At 32.0% G+C, this 16,574-nt stretch carries 18 protein-coding genes and 1 pseudogene; 10 read left to right on the top strand and 9 right to left on the bottom strand.

Translation table 11 applies throughout. The annotated features are described in order from the left end of the window. Nucleotides 1-3: 3 nt before the first annotated feature. The gene (locus JJD95_RS07640; RefSeq protein ID WP_291641972.1) at nucleotides 4-1,017 is read right to left on the bottom strand and encodes an ABC transporter permease; all 1,014 of its coding nucleotides are present in this window, start codon (nucleotides 1,015-1,017) and stop codon (nucleotides 4-6) included. Beyond that, nucleotides 1,014-1,751 carry an ABC transporter ATP-binding protein gene (locus JJD95_RS07635; RefSeq protein ID WP_291641970.1) on the bottom strand — a complete coding sequence of 246 codons (738 nt, stop codon included), beginning with the start codon at nucleotides 1,749-1,751 and terminating at the stop codon, nucleotides 1,014-1,016. The genes JJD95_RS07640 and JJD95_RS07635 overlap by 4 nt, the downstream gene beginning before the upstream one ends. A gap of 178 nt (nucleotides 1,752-1,929) precedes the next feature. On the opposite strand from JJD95_RS07635, the gene JJD95_RS07630 reads away from it, so the two are divergent. The 9 genes from JJD95_RS07630 (at nucleotide 1,930) to JJD95_RS07590 (ending at nucleotide 9,203) form a co-directional block, all read left to right on the top strand. Continuing rightward, complete coding sequence (locus JJD95_RS07630; protein WP_291641968.1) at nucleotides 1,930-2,946, top strand: phosphodiester glycosidase family protein; 1,017 nt, start codon at nucleotides 1,930-1,932, stop codon at nucleotides 2,944-2,946. Nucleotides 2,947-3,100: 154 nt separating this feature from the next. Further along, on the top strand, nucleotides 3,101-4,246 hold the full coding sequence (locus tag JJD95_RS07625; RefSeq protein ID WP_291641966.1) for an SPFH domain-containing protein: 1,146 nt from the start codon (nucleotides 3,101-3,103) through the stop codon (nucleotides 4,244-4,246). A gap of 2 nt (nucleotides 4,247-4,248) precedes the next feature. Beyond that, on the top strand, nucleotides 4,249-4,989 hold the full coding sequence (locus JJD95_RS07620; RefSeq protein ID WP_291641964.1) for a hypothetical protein: 741 nt from the start codon (nucleotides 4,249-4,251) through the stop codon (nucleotides 4,987-4,989). Nucleotides 4,990-5,081: 92 nt separating this feature from the next. Then, a complete protein-coding gene (locus JJD95_RS07615) occupies nucleotides 5,082-5,528 on the top strand; it encodes a DUF2628 domain-containing protein (protein ID WP_291641962.1) in 447 nt (148 codons plus the stop codon). Between the two features lie 200 nt (nucleotides 5,529-5,728). Beyond that, the gene (locus JJD95_RS07610; protein WP_291641961.1) at nucleotides 5,729-6,049 is read left to right on the top strand and encodes a hypothetical protein; all 321 of its coding nucleotides are present in this window, start codon (nucleotides 5,729-5,731) and stop codon (nucleotides 6,047-6,049) included. A gap of 43 nt (nucleotides 6,050-6,092) precedes the next feature. Then, nucleotides 6,093-6,284, top strand: a complete 192-nt coding sequence (locus JJD95_RS07605) for a hypothetical protein (RefSeq protein ID WP_291641959.1) — start codon at nucleotides 6,093-6,095, stop codon at nucleotides 6,282-6,284. A gap of 228 nt (nucleotides 6,285-6,512) precedes the next feature. Continuing rightward, the gene (locus JJD95_RS07600; protein WP_291641957.1) at nucleotides 6,513-7,094 is read left to right on the top strand and encodes a hypothetical protein; all 582 of its coding nucleotides are present in this window, start codon (nucleotides 6,513-6,515) and stop codon (nucleotides 7,092-7,094) included. Nucleotides 7,095-7,150: 56 nt separating this feature from the next. Beyond that, nucleotides 7,151-8,731 (top strand): bifunctional UDP-sugar hydrolase/5'-nucleotidase, encoded by a 1,581-nt coding sequence (locus tag JJD95_RS07595; RefSeq protein WP_291641955.1) that lies wholly within the window; start codon nucleotides 7,151-7,153, stop codon nucleotides 8,729-8,731. A 136-nt stretch (nucleotides 8,732-8,867) separates the two neighbouring features. Beyond that, nucleotides 8,868-9,203 (top strand): cupin domain-containing protein, encoded by a 336-nt coding sequence (locus tag JJD95_RS07590; RefSeq protein ID WP_291641953.1) that lies wholly within the window; start codon nucleotides 8,868-8,870, stop codon nucleotides 9,201-9,203. Between the two features lie 75 nt (nucleotides 9,204-9,278). On the opposite strand, the gene JJD95_RS07585 is transcribed toward JJD95_RS07590, so the two are convergent. Both JJD95_RS07585 and JJD95_RS07580 read right to left on the bottom strand, forming a co-directional pair. After that, nucleotides 9,279-9,833 (bottom strand): flavodoxin family protein, encoded by a 555-nt coding sequence (locus JJD95_RS07585; RefSeq protein ID WP_291641951.1) that lies wholly within the window; start codon nucleotides 9,831-9,833, stop codon nucleotides 9,279-9,281. A gap of 36 nt (nucleotides 9,834-9,869) precedes the next feature. Beyond that, on the bottom strand, nucleotides 9,870-10,448 hold the full coding sequence (locus JJD95_RS07580) for a nitroreductase family protein (RefSeq protein ID WP_291641949.1): 579 nt from the start codon (nucleotides 10,446-10,448) through the stop codon (nucleotides 9,870-9,872). Between the two features lie 147 nt (nucleotides 10,449-10,595). Here JJD95_RS07580 and JJD95_RS07575 point away from each other — a divergent pair, with 147 nt between their 5' ends. Further along, nucleotides 10,596-10,949: a DsrE family protein gene (locus tag JJD95_RS07575; protein WP_291641947.1), complete on the top strand. Its 354-nt coding sequence runs from the start codon at nucleotides 10,596-10,598 to the stop codon at nucleotides 10,947-10,949. Nucleotides 10,950-11,010: 61 nt separating this feature from the next. Here the strand turns inward: JJD95_RS07575 and JJD95_RS07570 are convergent, their stop codons facing one another. The 5 genes and pseudogenes from JJD95_RS07570 to JJD95_RS07550 form a co-directional block, all read right to left on the bottom strand. Further along, a complete protein-coding gene (locus JJD95_RS07570; RefSeq protein ID WP_291641945.1) occupies nucleotides 11,011-11,427 on the bottom strand; it encodes a MaoC family dehydratase in 417 nt (138 codons plus the stop codon). Nucleotides 11,428-11,538: 111 nt separating this feature from the next. Continuing rightward, complete coding sequence (locus tag JJD95_RS07565; RefSeq protein WP_291641943.1) at nucleotides 11,539-12,918, bottom strand: GntP family permease; 1,380 nt, start codon at nucleotides 12,916-12,918, stop codon at nucleotides 11,539-11,541. Between the two features lie 55 nt (nucleotides 12,919-12,973). Next, complete coding sequence (locus JJD95_RS07560; protein ID WP_291641941.1) at nucleotides 12,974-14,521, bottom strand: acyl CoA:acetate/3-ketoacid CoA transferase; 1,548 nt, start codon at nucleotides 14,519-14,521, stop codon at nucleotides 12,974-12,976. Nucleotides 14,522-14,767: 246 nt separating this feature from the next. Then, nucleotides 14,768-16,132, bottom strand: coding sequence for a sigma 54-interacting transcriptional regulator (locus JJD95_RS07555; RefSeq protein WP_291641939.1), 1,365 nt, complete (start codon nucleotides 16,130-16,132; stop codon nucleotides 14,768-14,770). 258 nt (nucleotides 16,133-16,390) lie between these two features. Beyond that, nucleotides 16,391-16,574: pseudogene (locus JJD95_RS07550) on the bottom strand (electron transfer flavoprotein subunit alpha); the annotation flags it as partial.

Raw genomic sequence — 16,574 nt, 5'->3', positions numbered from 1 at the left:
TCTTTATGCTTTTCTATATTTTTTAAGTGCGAGAGTGTTTAATATAAGAAATAATACTGCATATCCTATAAGCATAAGTAAATCATTCTTAACGTCTAGAAGACTCTCTCCTCTTAACATTACATCTCTTAGTGCCTCTGCTCCATAGGTCATAGGAAATATTTTTGATAATACTTTTGCCCAAATAGGCGCATTTCTTAAATCAAAAATACCACTGAACATAATCTGAGGGACTATTACTATAGGTATAAACTGAAATAATTGAAATTCATTACGTGCAAATGCAGAAAGAAGAGTTCCAAGGGCTAATGATCCTGCTGCAAGCACTAAATTTATTACAAGCACTGCCCAAAAGCTCCCCACCATTGGTACATTAAGTCCGTACACACTAAAAACCTGAAGTATTATAGTCTGAATGGATACAAAGAGGCCGAAACCTAGGAAATACCCTATAACTATTTCCCATCTCTTTAGTGGCGTTGCAAGTATTCTATCTAGTGTTCCGCTTATTCTCTCTCTTAAGAATGCAACTCCAGCGATTAAAAATACGAAAAAGAAGATAAAGAAGCCCATAAGAATGGGAGCCATTGAATCAAATGCTCCCATATCCATAGAACCATGTAAGAAATTAATCTCTGGATTTTGCATAGCACTAGTTGGAGAAAGCTTATTTAATGTATTCATAACTGTGCTTGTTATAGATGGGTCAGCACCTTCAAGTGTAATAGTTTGTTTATTTCCATTGAAGATTATATAAGCATCTATACTTTTATCTTTTAAATTTTTTAGAGCAATTTCTTCATTAGTAACTTTATTAACATTGGCTAGGCTCTGTAGTTTTGTTACGTAATCATCTGGTGCTGAAATAACATCAATATTTGGAGTTGTGGTTCCTGAAGTTAAAATAGCACTTAAAAGATACATTACAAAAACAGGAGCAACAAACATAAGGGCTATTGACCGCGTGTCTCCTCTGAGCTGTTTAATTAATCTTTTAGCAATTGATAATACTCTCATATGTTTTTTACCTCTCTTTCCTTTCCATAATAGAGAAATGCACCTTCCACAGTACTCTCTCCAGAAGTTTTCATTAATTCTTCCGGAGTGCCTATAGCGATTATGCCTCCATTTCTAATTAGTGCAAGTCTATCACAATGCTCTGCTTCATCCATAACATGAGTAGTAATTATTATTGTAACGCCCTCATGCCTTAACCTCTCAAATTCATTCCAAAACTCAATTCTAAGAACTGGGTCAATTCCAACGGTAGGTTCATCAAGAATAAGTATTTCTGGTTTATGTACTAATGCTATGGCAAGGGATAATCTTCTTTTCATTCCACCAGAAAAATTTTTAACAAGTTTTTTACCTTCGTTTTTTAGAAGTACTAATTCTAAGACCTCATCAGCTCTTTTTTTAGCTTGCTTTCCCTTCATGCCATATAAGGATGCGAAGAATAATATATTTGAAGCGGCGGTTAAGTCTTCATAAAGTGCATCACTTTGAGCCATATATCCGATTTTTGAAACCGCAGAAAGTGAGGGCATTTTAGTTCCAAGCACACTTACAAAGCCATCTGTAGGTTCATTCATTCCAACAATAGCCTTTATTAAAGTGGTTTTACCTGAACCAGATGGTCCAAGAAGACCAAGAATCTCACCTTTTTTTACTTCCATGTTAATATTCTCAAGTACTACAGTTTTTCCGAACTGTTGTTTAAAATTCTCTATATTAATAATATTTTCACTCATATATTACACCCCTTCTAATAACTACTCCTTTCATTATACGGTGATGATATATTCTGTCAATGTTTTAATATCATTGTGGTAAATATAGTAAAATAAGAATGTTATTGATTCTTTTATACTATAATAAATAAGGAACATTTATATTGGTAATTTTTACTATATAAAAAGGATGGGAGACATGCTAAAAATAAAAAAAAATATACAAATCAAAAAGAATAAATATTTACTCGTTTTATTATTTATAATATTTGAACTTGTTTTCACAACAATTGTAGCCCCTTTTATGGTTTATTATGGTCCATTTAAAAATGTGAAAACTACAATAGTTGGTGCAGCAATGACTACGAGTAGTTTAAAATGGTTAGTAACATCATTTATTTCAGATGAGAAAATAAAACAAATTATGAGTGAGCAAAAGATAGATTCTATAGTTCAAGATAAGCCAAACGATAAAAATTTTGGCGTAAAAGTAGAAAAGGAAAATGATGACAGTATTGAAAGATATGATATAACAGGAAAAAGATTCAAAGGGTATGTATTAGTAATTAATGATCCAACAAGGCTAAAAGTAGGCTATAGTATTATGCTGGGGATTGAAGGTCAACTTACTAGTGAAATTGCAATATATAATAAAGCAATTGCTGCTATTAATGGTGGTGCATTTTCAGATGGAGTTTCTGGATCGCTTTATACAGGAACGGGAGCAAACCCAGAGGGGATTATAATGTCTGATGGGAAGATTATTTTTAACAATATAAAAAGTGAGAATGAAAAAGTAGATCTTATAGCATTAACTAAATCAGGAAAATTGCTAGTTGGTGAAAGTACTATTAATGAAATGAAAAAAAATGGAGTAACTCAGGCGATATCTTTTGGTCCAGCTCTTATAGTTAATGGGAAGAAAACTATAAATAGTGGTGAGGGGGGGTGGGGGATAGCACCTAGATCAGCCATTGGACAAAGAAAAGATGGAGCAATAATATTAATAGCGATTGATGGTAGACAGTTGAACAGTTTAGGGGCAACACTCAAAGAGGTACAAGATGAATTGTATAATTTCGGGGCTTATAATGCTGCAAACTTAGATGGAGGTTCTTCTTCATCTTTATTTTATAAAGATGAAGTAATAAACAATCCTTGTGATAGTCTTGGAGAAAGATCTGTTCCTTCAATTATATATGTAAAAAGTAAATAAGATTAGAATGCTTGAATATGAGGAATTGATGGTTAGTGATTTTGTATAAGAATGAAAAATTTGTCGTAAAAACACGTTCGAAAATTAAAGGAATAAGGAAAATACTATAGAATAAAGTAGTTTGAATGAACTTTTTTAATGAGGAGGGATAGAGTTGGCTATTATAGATGTCATAAAATTCAATGGCATATTAAATCGAGACTGGTTAGTTTATCGCTATCCAAGGGATAATTTTGTTTGTGGTTCACAACTTATTGTGGGTGAGGGGCAAATTGCGGTTTTTGTTAAAGGTGGAAAGGCATTGGATTATTTCTCACCAGGAACATATAATCTTAACACTGAGAATATTCCTATCCTACAATCTTTAATTAATATTCCGTTTGGAGGTAGAACTCCTTTTACAGCAGAAGTGATTTTCATAAACAATACAGCTAAATTAGATGTTTTATGGGGAACCACAGATCCTATTAGTTTAATTGACCCTAAATATGCTGTTAGACTTAGAGTACGTGCTTTTGGTCAATTTGGAATTAGAATTTGCGATTATCGTGTATTTTTAACACAACTTATAGGGGCACTAGGGGATAGTCAAATTGTAAAGTATGATATAGTAATTAAATATTTCAAAGGTGTTATCGTAACAAAGATTAAAACTATTCTTTCAGATATAATTATTAATCAGAAAATTTCTGTGTTAGAAATAACTCCAAAGCTGGAGGAAATCTCTGCGATTTCAAAACAGCGACTATCAGCAGAATTTGAGCGTTTCGGAATAGATATTGTAAATTTTTATATAGCTTCAGTGAATTTTCCAGACGAAGATTTTGCTGCGATAAATAAAATACTTGGAGAGAAAGCTTCCTTTGATATTATTGGTGATAATCGTTACAATGTTAAAAGGTCATTTGATGTTATGCAGACGGCAGCAGGTAATGAGGGCGGTGGTAATATGGCTACTGCGGGTATTGGGGTTGGTCTTGGTGCTGCAGCCGGAATAGCTGTGGGAAATAATTTTGCAAATAGTGCGGGTAGTGTTATTAATACACCTGCTAAGACATCAACTTGCAAAAAGTGTGGAATGGCAAATGCGCAGGGAGCTAAATTCTGCTGCAATTGTGGAGAAAAAACAGCGACTTCAAAGATTGAATGTTATGGTTGTAAAACATTAGTAGACGATAATGTGAAATTTTGTCCTAACTGTGGGTCATCAATGTTAAAAAAAATATGTTCGAGCTGTCATGCAGAGAATTTACCTGGAACTAAGTTTTGCTCTGAATGCGGTAATAAATTGGAGGGTTAGTCATGAATAATAGTAAACTCTCATCTGTTTCTATGTTAAAAATTTTAGGATGCTTTGTTTTTGATATTGCATTAGTATTAGCCTTTTTCAAAACATTTGGGTTATTTTTGATTATTGACCCTGTTAAATCTATTATAATATTATTTGTTTTACTGATTGGACTTATAATTCTTAATATAATAGTTATTTTTTCAGATATGTTGTTTATGAGTATAGGAATACCTTATTCAGCCTCAACTGTAACTTTGACGGTATTGTATGTTATCATATCTAATATGTTATCTATTTTTCTAATACCAGGAAGCATTGTTTGGCATCTGTTTTGGCAGTTAATTATTTTTGCGGCTATAATTCTTACATTTGCCGTAATTGCAGCATTTTCAAATTCAGCAGCAAAAGATATTTTTAGTGTTAAAAATGAACAAGCAGAGAAAGATTTTGTTACGTCACAACTTTTGGAAATTGAAGATGAATTTGCTGCAAAAGAAAACCAAGGATCAATTGACCAATCTGTTAAAACATTTAAAACATTGAAGGAACGCATACAGTTCTCCACTCCTTTCGGGAGAATTACTTCAAATAATGAAGTTTCATCAGCAGAAAAATTAATTAATAATAACCTAGTATCACTTAAAGCAAGTCTTAAGGAAAATACAAATGATGAAAATTTGGTTCAAATTCAAAAATTGATTGAAGATACAAGGCGACTTGTTATTAATCGAGAAAAATTAAACATTAAATAAGTTTCAAATAAGCTTTAAATAAGCTTTAAATAAGCTTTGAAAATACATTAAACTTTAGAGAAAACAAACTAAATAGTTAGGGGAGATTTATTATGAGTGAAAAGAAGTGTCCATCATGTGGAGCATCAATTGATTTAAATGCAACTGAGTGTAAATACTGTGGGGAGGCTATGTCTGCTAATACACAACAATATCAATCACCGCAAGGACAACCGGGCAATAATTATAATCAAAACAATTATGCAACAAATGAATATACGAATATGAAATTGTATTATCAACAAGATTTTGAAAAAATAAGTTCAAGCGAAACGTACAAAGGCAAATTTAATTGGGCTGCATTCTTCTTCTCATGGATTTGGGGGCTTACAAAAGGATTATGGGCATTATCTATAATAAGTATTGTAATAGTTGCTATTTTAGGAGCAATGGATTTATCATGGATAGGCATAGTAATGGCAATAATTTGGGGAGTTAGAGGTAATTATTGTTATTATAATTTAATTAAAAATAAAACACAAATTCCTAGTAAATTTTAAAGGGATTCAAGAGAATGGATGGGTACTTGGTGCCTATCCATTATTTTTTTGATTGATATTATATCTTTTATAAGAAATATGGTAAAATATAAACATAAAAAAATTGAAAATTTATGATAGAGGTGGATAAATAGTTTTGGACCTACATTAAGAGAAGTACCTTCAATAATATATGTTGAAAAAGAAAGGAAGTGAGGGGAATGAGTTTTTTATTTAAAGATAAAGATAATAATAATGAAACAAGAAAAACTGAAATCCGAGGAATTATAGATGTAGATAGACTGATAAGACGGGAAGCGACCTTTAGAATCTTAAATACAGCAATTATATATAATGAAGATGAAGAATACTATTATACATTGGCTACATGTATTAATGAGAATAATGTAATAGAAACAATAAGTATAGAAGGGTTTGATATTCATGAAAATGTCATTGAACTTAAAGGTGCATATATTGACTATGAAGAGGTTGAAGAAAATTCGGAAATAAATTATGCAGGAACAATTTATAATACATAAAAAAATATATTTGTGGAAAAATAGTATTAAAGGAGTGATTAAAATGGAAATGAATACTAGAGATACTATTATGAAAAAATTATTAGATGCACAGGAAAATACTAGAGACTACCAATCATTTTCTAATGAAGTAGCAGAAGAAGCAGTAAGTAGTACATTTAAGGAATTTGCAGAACAATCTGCAATGCAAGCTAAAAAATTACAAGAATTGTTAAACACATGTGATGGCAACTAGAAGTATTAGCCATGTATCGTAATTCAAAAGATGATTTTTGTTCATTGAACAAGAATCATCTTTTTCAATGTAAAAATATAGAGTGTATACTTTTTTAAAAACTTATTAAGCTAATATTAGTTCAAATATATTTTTATTTACGGGTCCCAATATTATCCTGATTTAGTAAAGTTACTATGTTATAATAAAATGGAAGATTCAAGAGAACGGGGGATTAGGGCATACAACATGATTAAAGTAAATAAAAATACATATCTCAAGTGGATAATTGTACTTGTCGCTACAGGTGGGGTAGTTTTATTCATTCTATTCCCGTTTACGAGCATGAGTTCAATATCATATAGTATTACGCTGAATTTCATACTGATGATTTGGATGTCTATAGTAGAAACATTATTAAAACTAGAATTAAAATCATCTTATTTTAATAGCCATCCTATTGAAGATGAAGGAAGGATATACAAATATTTTGGAGTTCGTATTTTTAGAAAATTACTAGTATTAAGTGGTTGGGAGAGAAGTAGACTAAAGGAAACTCCTATTAGAAAGTCAATTATTATATTGGAATATTATGAGTACAGAACAAGGGCATCTGAATTTGGACACAGAATTATCGCTACTATAATTGCGTTTATTAGCGTATATGTATGTATGGCGTATTCATTTAAAGAAACTATTTGGTTAATATTTTTTAATGTATTTATGAATATATACCCTATTATTGTCCAACGTTATAATCGTCCACGGGTAAGACGAGTAATTAAAAAACTTAAATTAAGGTATTATAAAGTTGCGTACAGGAATTGGTAACGTAAGGGTGACTTCATATGTATGAAATTCCTTATATTTTGATTGGAGAGTGTAATATGTGCATTAACGAAAAATTTCTACTAACAATTTTAGAAACCAGCGATGTCCATGGATATGTTTTACCTATAAATTATTCGGATAATGCCTATGTAAACTGCGGCCTTGCAGCTTTATCTACTATAATTACTGACCAGCGAAAAATAAATCAGAATACCTTACTTATAGATAATGGGGATATGCTTCAAGGTACAGCCCTTACATATTTCCATGCTAAAATAAATAGTAATATGCCAAATCCAATTATTGCAGCTATGAATCTTATGGGATTTGATGCTGCTGTAATTGGCAATCATGAATTTAATTATGGCAGGGATTATTTGAAAAATGCTATTGGAACTTCAAATTTCCCATGGCTATGCGCTAATATAACTGAAAAAACTACGGGGGAAAGCTTTACGAAGAGGCCCTACATTGTTAAGACTTTTGATAATGGCTTAAAAGTAGGTATTTTGGGACTAACCACTAAATACATTCCTAATTGGGAAAATCCTGAAACAATTAATGACTTAAATTTTGAAGATGTAGTAGAAAGTGCAAACAAATGGCTTGAAATCATGAAGGAAGAAGAGGCTACTGACATAAACATAGTTTCATATCATGGTGGATTTGAAAGAGATCTAATAACCGGTATGCCATCAGAATCGCTTACAGGAGAAAATCAAGGATATGAATTATGCAAAAAAGTAAAAAATATGGATGTACTTTTAACAGGGCATCAACATAGAGTTATAGAAAATATATCGGTAAATGGTGTTTTAATTTTGCAACCAGGTTACAATGGTAAGTGCATTGGAAAAGTAACCATTGAACTTAATAAAAGCGCTGGCAAATGGTCTATAACTAACAAAAAATCTTCAATTATAAATGTTGATGCAACTGAAGTAGATAAAAATATTTTGGATTCTATAAGTAGCATAGAAACACAGGTACAAGCGTGGCTTGATATTCCTATTGGGCATATAGAAGGGGACATGGTTATTAATAATCATTTTAAGGCAAGGCTTAAAGATAATGCTTATACTGAGTTTATAAATAATGTTCAGATGGAAGCAGCAAAGGTTGATATATCTAGTACTGCTATTTTCGATAACCACTGCAAGGGATTTAAGCATAATGTTACAATGCGTGATATCATATCAAATTATAAATATCCCAATACTCTAAAGGTAATTAGTTTAAAAGGCGCTGATATTAAAGAAGCACTAGAAAAAACTGCAAAATATTTTAGTATTGTTAATGGAAAAATAGAGGTAAGTAAGGCTGTTGTTTCTCATAAAATTCAACATTATAATTATGATATGTGGGAAGGAATAGATTATGTTATAGATATTTCAAAACCTATTAATTCGAGAATTACTAAAATTAATTATAAAAATCATCCTCTTAATATGGAGGGGGACTATGCTGTGGTAATGAATAATTACAGAGCCGGTGGCGGTGGTGATTATTTAATGTTTAAGGGGAAACCTGTCCTTAAAGATATACCCATGGATATGGCTGAACTAATTGCAAATTATATTATTGAAAGAAAAACAGTTAAGGTAGCGGTGAATGATAATTGGAAAGTTATATACTAGTCAACTACCACTAGCCTAAAGGCATAGTGGCTTGTAGTAAAAAACTTAAATCATTATTAAGTACCTTAAGTTACGGATTTTTAGCGTTAAATGAGATATACTATAAATAAGAAATATTAACTTAGGAGGTAACAACATGAAAAACTTAATTAAAAATATAGAATTCTCAAAAACAATTAATCTAAAGGACTTAATAACTTATCAGGAGGGTCAGGTTATAAGTAGAACTATTTCTCAGACGCCTACTGTGAGTATTTCATTATTCTCATTGGATAAAGGAGAAGGTATCAGCAGCCACATAACTCCTGGAGACGCTATGGTTCAAGTATTAGATGGTGAGGTGGAAATTACAATAGGTGATGATATCTTTACTGTTAAAGAAGGTGAGACAATAATAATGCCTTCTAATGTTCCTCATGGACTTGAGGCCCGGGTCAGATTCCAAATGCTTTTAACTGTAATAAAAGGATAAATAAATCAAGTGATAGTAAAATTAATAAGGCATTCAATCTTTATGATTGAATGCCTTATTTGTATGAATGTTTATTTATAATTTTAGGCTTTGCACCATGCTTTTTGCGGCTTCCCTTATGGTAGTTAATTTGTAGTCTTTACTTATTTTTGTAACCCCTATAAAATCATATTTTACACCTTTAATGTGGTCTACGAATCTTTCAAAGGAACTAAGACAGGAAATGCATCCGTTGCCAGTACCTCCTGGAGCAGCAACACATATAAAAGGTTTGCTAGCCAAATTGTTTTTATCTCCATTTGTTGCTTCACTTCTTCTAAGCCTATCAGTAAATGCTTTAAGGGATTCACTCATATCTCCCCAGTAAACAGGTGTTATAATTATATAACCATCTGCATCACGCATTGATGCGTGTAGATTTTGAAAATCATCCTGTACTTGACAGGTATGTTCAGTACGGCATGTACCCCATCCATTTCCACAAGCATGACAGGATGGAATATTTAATGTGTTAAGATTTACTACTGAAGCAGTAGCAGAGCCCATTTCTACCCCTGATTTTGCCGCTAAAGCACATGCGGCTGTTAATCCATCAGTATTAGGACTTGAAGTTATTATCATTATGTTCATTAAAAACCCTCCATATGAATTTGTTTTATTTTTCGTCTAATTGTTATTGTCTAAAATTATTTCATCTAATGATCTTTTAGGTACATGGTGAATCTCTTTTTCATCTCTCCAGTACTTAATATCAGTAGGTAAACTCATTTTCTCAATAACAACGGTTTCTTTAGGTTTTCCGAGTGCTATAACTAAGTCAATTGCAAAATTTTTATCTAAGTTAAGTACAGATGTTAGTTCTACTTTGTTAATATTACCGAGCATGCAACCACCTAAACCTTTTTCTACAGCTCCGAGTAGCATGCTTTGAGCTGATATACCTGTATCTAAAGATGGTTTTTTGCTAATAGATAAATCGTTAAGTATAATTATATATGCGCTGGGTTTTTCACCTTCTATTGGACCATTCCAATCTTTTAGATAACCAGCCCATCCCAGTGTTTTAAATATACTCTCATTTTTAACAGAGTCATTTGATATAATATACTTCAATGGTTGAAGATTTGCTGCCGAAGCCGATAACCTAGCAAGGTCAATTAATTCTTTTAGTGTACTTAATTCTATTACTTCATTCTGATAAAATTTTCTGTATGATCTGTTTTTTAAAATCAAATCTTTAATCATTTTGCACCTCCATAAAATTAAATCCATTTTATACATTATAGTCAAAATAAATGTATATATCAACTAAAGTATCTAATAATAATAGAAAATTGGTACTTAATTGAATGATATGGTAAAATAAAATAAAATATAGAGAGGAGAGTTATTATGGAAAACGAAAATAAACAAGATAAATTAGCAGTGTTGTGGACTAGTGCTGATAGGGAAGTAGCACTTAAGATGGTTTTTATGTATACTTACAATGCTAAATTAAAAGGATGGTGGGACGATGTGACTTTAATCATATGGGGACCGTCATCTAAACTTCTCGGCATGGATATAGAACTACAGGACTATGTAAAGAAAGCACAAAAGATAGGCATTAAATTTCAGGCATGCAGAGCATGCTCAGATATGTATGAAGTAACTGAAAAATTAGAATCGCTTGATATAGAAGTAATATATATGGGAGGACCTCTTACAAGTTATCTGAAAGAGGGCTTCAAGGTAATTACATTATAAGTGATTTATTCATAAAAATAAAAACTGTATTGGAATTCCAATACAGTTTTTGTTTTTAATATTATTTAGGAGGCATAACAGTCGCAACACCTTTAAGAATTACAACTCCATCTTGATTAGTGCATATTGTGCTTAGTTTCATTATATTTTTTGCTTCTAACTTTTCTATAACTTCAACTTCAGCTTTTATTGTATCTCCAAATCTAACTGGTGCAGTAAATTTAAGTTCTTGACCTAAATAAATGGTACCAGCTCCTGGCAATTTCATGCCAAGTACTGCTGATACAAGTCCAGCTGTGAGCATTCCGTGAGCAATTCTGCCTTTGAACATTGTTGTTTCAGCTTCTCTTTGGTTTATATGGGCAGGATTTAAATCACCTGTTATTCCTGCATAAAGATATACATCAGATTCACTTATAGTTTTTTCAAAAGAGTCTTTATCCCCAATATTTAATTCTTTCATAGTTAAACCTTTCATTAATAATTCCTCCTTATTATTTTTTTTCTACTGCCTATGATGAAATATAGTCTCCAGCCATAAACGGTCCGAAGCTTTTTATCATAGGCAATAGATATTTATGTTTACTTATTATACTACTCCTAATGTTGCAAATATGATAGATACTATTACGGCTAAAAGTGGAATTACAAGTGTAACCATTCCTATATCTAGGTATGATTGTTTATGAGTCAGACCTGTTATACCTAGTAAAGTTATTACGGCACCATTATGTGGAAGTGTATCAAGTCCGCCACATGCCATTGCAGCTATTCTATGAAGTACTTGTGGACTGATCCCGAGTACTTGAGCCTTTTGCAAATAAGTCTCGCCTAATATTCCGAGAGCAATACTCATACCACCTGATGCTGAACCTGTTATACCTGCAAGAATACTAGTGGATGCTGCTAGTGAAACAAGAGGTGATCCTGGTATAGCAAGTATCCCAGCTTGAAGTATAGCGAATCCAGATAGTGTTTTAATAACATTTCCATAACCAACTTCAGATGCGGTATTTGCGATTGCAAGGAGTGAACCTAAAGCTCCTTTATTAAGTGTTTCCTTAACGTTGTCAAAATTTTTCCAAAATAAAAGTACACTAATAACTATAGAAACAACTAATGATGAAACTAAACTCCATATGCCAATTACTGCTGATGGACTAATGTTACCGAAATCTTTTAAGTATGAACCATCCATATTAGCAAAAATATATTTACCTAGAATATAGTTAACAACTAGTACTAAAATTATTGGAGTTATTGCTGCTGCAAAATTAGGTAAATTAGATTTATCAACTTCTTTGATTTGTTCATCTTTATGATCACCATAACCTTCACCTGCAGCCATAGCTTTTTTTGATCTTGTTGTAAGCCAGAACATACCGCCACCAAACATTACAGCAGCTCCTATAATACCTATTAGTGGAGCTGCATATACAGTTGTTCCAAAGAAAGGCATTGGGATAGCATTTTGTATTTGTGGTGTTCCTGGGAGTGCAGTCATAGTAAATGTGAATGCACCAAGTGCAATAGATGCGGGTAAGAATCTTTTTGGAATACCTGCTTCTCTAAATAGTGCCGCTGCAATAGGATATACTGCAAATGCAACTACAAATAATGAAACTCCACCATATGTTAATATTGCACAAGATAAAACTACAGCAAGGATTGCTTTATTTTTTCCTAGTTTACCACTAATGGTATAAGCTATAGCTTTAGCAGCTCCTGAATCATCCATTATTTTACCGAAGATTGCTCCTAGTAAGAATACTGGAAAATATGCCTTAGCATATGCTGCAAAATTAACCATGAAAACTTCAGTATAGTTAGCTAAAATATGTGATGAACCACCTTGGAACAAAACAGCGAATATAGCTAAAATTGGTGCTAAGATAAGAACTGAAATTCCTCTGTAAGCCAAATACATTAAAAGTGCTAATGAAATAATAATACCAATAAGTCCTATCATGATATTTCCCCCTCTGATTTATATTGTAGTAATTAATAATTGCTTGGAATATGTTTTATAATTTTAATCCCATGAGTTCTTCCTTGAAAATTCGTTCATCCATTAAAGCTAAATTCTCTGAAACTTCTGGTTTGAAATCCATATGTGCTAAAACATCCTTTTCAAGATCAACTCCTGGAGCAATTTCAGTAAGAACTACGCCTTTATTACTAAGTTCAAAAACAGCTCTTTCAGTAATATATAATACTGGTTGGTTTACATCCATAGCATAATCACCACTAAAAGTAATTTGCTCAACAGTTTTAATAAACTTATTAGATCTACCTTCCTGTAGTATGTTCAATTTTTCATCTTTTATTTCAACCTTTAAACCACCTGCTGTAAAAGTACCACAGAAAACAACTTTTTTAGCATTTTGAGTTATATTAATAAAACCACCACAACCTGCAATTTTAGGGCCAAATTTACTTACGTTAATATTTCCATTTTCATCACATTGAGCTAGTCCTAAAAATGCAACATCAAGACCTCCTCCATCATAGAAATCAAATTGATTACTTTGATCTTGTATGATTTCAGGATTTATTGCAGCTCCAAAGCTTAAACCACCAGCAGGGATTCCACCTATTGGGCCAGATTCCAAAGTAAGGTGCATATCGCTTCCAACGCCTTCTTCATTTGCTACCATGGCTATTCCTTCAGGCACGCCTATTCCAAGGTTAGTGATGGAATTAGGAATGAGCTCCATTGCTGCTCTTCTAGCTATAACTTTTCTTTCATTTAATTTTAAAGTTCCAAGGTTTTCTACTGACATTTTTATATCGCCATTATAGGCAGGATTAAATTGTTCTGCAAAAGTTTGCATGTGATTTTCTGGTTTTGAAATTACTATAGCATCCACTAGTATTCCAGGAATCTTAACCTTTCTTGGATCAAGCGTACCATTTGCTACAACTTTTTCAACTTGAAGTATTACAATTCCTCCAGAATTTTTAGCAGCTTGTGCCATGGACAATCCATCCAATGTTACAGCTTCTTTTTCCATAGTAGCATTTCCATCTTCATCTGCATAAGTAGCTCTAAGTATTGATACATTTATAGGAAATGCCTTATAAAACAGGTATTCTTTACCTTCAAGTTCAATAACCTTAACTAAATCTTCTTTTGTGATATAGTTTAACTTGCCGCCCTCGATTCTAGGATCTACAAAAGTTTTTAAACCTACATGAGTTATAGTTCCAGGTTTGCCCGCTGCGATATCTCTATACAAGTGTGAGATTACTCCTTGGGGGAGGTTATAAGCTACAATTTTATTTTCGATAGCAAGTTTTGAAAGTTTGGGAGCAAGTCCCCAGTGTCCGCCTATTACTTTCGTAACTAAACCTTCTTCACCAAAGTGATTTAGACCTTTTTCTTTCGAGTCTCCTTGTCCAGCAGCATAAACTAAAGTTAAATTACTTGGAGTTCCTTTTCCAAGAAAACACTCATTAATTTTTAGAGTTAATTCCTCAGGATGGCCACATCCGATAAAGCCGCCTACTGCCACAGTGTCGCCTTTTTTGATTAAAGCGATTGCTTGATCGCTAGACATAATTTTTTTCATCTTTTTTACCTCGCTTTGTCATATTTGTTTGCTGTGCTACATATATCAAAGCAAGTATCATGCCAATAAGAAAATGCGAAAAAACGGATTATTACTGAGATTCAGGATTTTTAGATAAAAATTTTCATAATATTTTTAAGTATATGTACGATAAAAAGAGCATAATTTGTGAAAATATTAACATTGTGTTCATAAAAATGAACAGTATTTGTCGATATAATGAATACTGTTCAATAATTAAAACACTTATAGTGGTATATTATATTTTTTGATTTTTTCATATAAACTTGTTCTTCCAATTTCAAGATTTTTTGCTGCTCTAGTTTTATTCCCATCACTAGCTTTAAGTGCATTTACAATAGCTTGTTTTTCTGCTATCACCAAGGTTTTTTCCAGACTTATAATAATCTTAGGCTCTTTTCTACCGGTAATTATTTCAGGTAAATAGGTAGGAGAAATAATAGCATTATCTTCTATTAGATTAATAGCACGTTCTAATATATTTTCAAGCTCACGAATATTACCTTTCCAATGGTAATTTTTTAACAAATACTCTGATTCCTTTGAAATACCTATTACTTTTTTATTTAAATCCTTTGAAATTTTTTTAATAAGATAATTTGCGACAAGAATAATATCATCTTTACGTTCACGAAGAGCAGGAATATTAATAGTTACAACATTCAATCTGTAATAAAGGTCTTGTCTAAAGTTCCCTTCAAGTATAGACTTTTCAAGGTTTCTATTTGTTGCAGCTATTATACGAACATCAATTTTTTTGCTTCCTATGGAGCCGATTTTTTCAATCTCTTTTTCTTGGAGCACTCTTAATAGTTTAACTTGCATATGAATAGGCATATCTCCAATTTCATCTAAAAATATGCTTCCTCCATCTGCTTGTTCAAATTTTCCTATTTTACCTTCTTTTTTAGCACCTGTAAAGGCACCACCTTCGTAACCGAAAAGCTCAGATTCTAATAAACCACTAGGAATAGCAGCGCAGTTTACCTTTACAAAAGGTGAATGCAAGCGTTTACTAGCTAAGTGAATTGCATGGGCAAATAGTTCTTTTCCAGTACCACTTTCACCAAGTATTAGTACGTTAGAATGTGTTTGGGCAGCTTTACTTGAAATTGATTTAGCAGTGACAATTTTGTCGCTTAAACCAATTATGTCATCAAAGGAATAACTGGCAGTGTTCAACTGTTTTAAACGTGTCTTATAGGTTTCAAGTTCCTTTTCAATGGTTGCGATTTTAATATTAAGCTTATTTAGATCTTTTACATTTCTAAATAAGACTTTGCCAAATGCACCAATTACTACTCCATTCTTAATAATTGGCATCCTACTTGCAATCATATAGCTTCCTTTTATTTTATGTAGTTGAGCAATTTCTGGCACTCTGGATTGTATAACCTTGTGCATCCTTGTATTTTCTATAACATCTGTAACTGGTTTACCTAAAGCTTTTTCCTGTGACATACCTACAAAATCACAGTATGATTTGCTAATCATAGTTATAATTGCATTTTCATCTACAATAATAAGACCATCACTATCCTTATTTATAATCGTTTTTAATATGTCTAAGGCATCTTTTTCAACATCCATTATAAAACCAGCTCCTCACATATATCGCTTAAAAATTTATCTTAATACTACTATTTTAGTCTATTTAGAGCCGTTTGAAAAGTATATATTTGTATTATTCTTAAATAAAGCCTTATATTAAAGAAAACAAAGCGATTTTAATGTATTTTCACATCAAATCGCTTTGTTTTCTTTAATAGAAAAAAAATTAAAACTTGCGCTAATATTAGATTTTAACATTAGCGCAAGTTAACTTTAATTTAAATATTTAAAATTAAATTATTTATCTTCATTTAATGCATTAACTTGAGCAATTATTTCCGGAAGAACTTTTGCATAATCTTCCGCTATTGCAATATCTGCAGCTTTCATGATAGGTGATGTTTCATCTTTATTTATAGCTATTATATAATCAGAATCTTGCATACCAGCTAAATGTTGAATAGCTCCTGAAATACCACAT

Source organism: Clostridium sp., assembly GCF_016650035.1.
GTDB lineage: Bacteria > Bacillota > Clostridia > Clostridiales > Clostridiaceae > Clostridium_AD.
Note: the sequence above shows the minus strand (reverse complement) of the source record. Positions and strands in the feature narration are given on the sequence as shown.

Excerpts from the sequence above, each read along its gene's own strand:
- JJD95_RS07575 (WP_291641947.1), top strand. The coding sequence starts at position 10,596 with ATGGAAAACGAAAATAAACAAGATAAATTAGCAGTGTTGTGGACTAGT.
- JJD95_RS07630 (WP_291641968.1), top strand. The coding sequence starts at position 1,930 with ATGCTAAAAATAAAAAAAAATATACAAATCAAAAAGAATAAATATTTA.
- JJD95_RS07565 (WP_291641943.1), bottom strand. The coding sequence starts at position 12,918 with ATGATAGGACTTATTGGTATTATTATTTCATTAGCACTTTTAATGTAT.
- JJD95_RS07580 (WP_291641949.1), bottom strand. The coding sequence starts at position 10,448 with ATGATTAAAGATTTGATTTTAAAAAACAGATCATACAGAAAATTTTAT.
- JJD95_RS07560 (WP_291641941.1), bottom strand. The coding sequence starts at position 14,521 with ATGAAAAAAATTATGTCTAGCGATCAAGCAATCGCTTTAATCAAAAAA.
- JJD95_RS07615 (WP_291641962.1), top strand. The coding sequence starts at position 5,082 with ATGAGTGAAAAGAAGTGTCCATCATGTGGAGCATCAATTGATTTAAAT.
- JJD95_RS07595 (WP_291641955.1), top strand. The coding sequence starts at position 7,151 with ATGTGCATTAACGAAAAATTTCTACTAACAATTTTAGAAACCAGCGAT.
- JJD95_RS07600 (WP_291641957.1), top strand. The coding sequence starts at position 6,513 with ATGATTAAAGTAAATAAAAATACATATCTCAAGTGGATAATTGTACTT.
- JJD95_RS07585 (WP_291641951.1), bottom strand. The coding sequence starts at position 9,833 with ATGAACATAATGATAATAACTTCAAGTCCTAATACTGATGGATTAACA.
- JJD95_RS07610 (WP_291641961.1), top strand. The coding sequence starts at position 5,729 with ATGAGTTTTTTATTTAAAGATAAAGATAATAATAATGAAACAAGAAAA.
- JJD95_RS07590 (WP_291641953.1), top strand. The coding sequence starts at position 8,868 with ATGAAAAACTTAATTAAAAATATAGAATTCTCAAAAACAATTAATCTA.
- JJD95_RS07555 (WP_291641939.1), bottom strand. The coding sequence starts at position 16,132 with ATGGATGTTGAAAAAGATGCCTTAGACATATTAAAAACGATTATAAAT.
- JJD95_RS07605 (WP_291641959.1), top strand. The coding sequence starts at position 6,093 with ATGGAAATGAATACTAGAGATACTATTATGAAAAAATTATTAGATGCA.
- JJD95_RS07570 (WP_291641945.1), bottom strand. The coding sequence starts at position 11,427 with ATGAAAGGTTTAACTATGAAAGAATTAAATATTGGGGATAAAGACTCT.
- JJD95_RS07640 (WP_291641972.1), bottom strand. The coding sequence starts at position 1,017 with ATGAGAGTATTATCAATTGCTAAAAGATTAATTAAACAGCTCAGAGGA.
- JJD95_RS07635 (WP_291641970.1), bottom strand. The coding sequence starts at position 1,751 with ATGAGTGAAAATATTATTAATATAGAGAATTTTAAACAACAGTTCGGA.
- JJD95_RS07620 (WP_291641964.1), top strand. The coding sequence starts at position 4,249 with ATGAATAATAGTAAACTCTCATCTGTTTCTATGTTAAAAATTTTAGGA.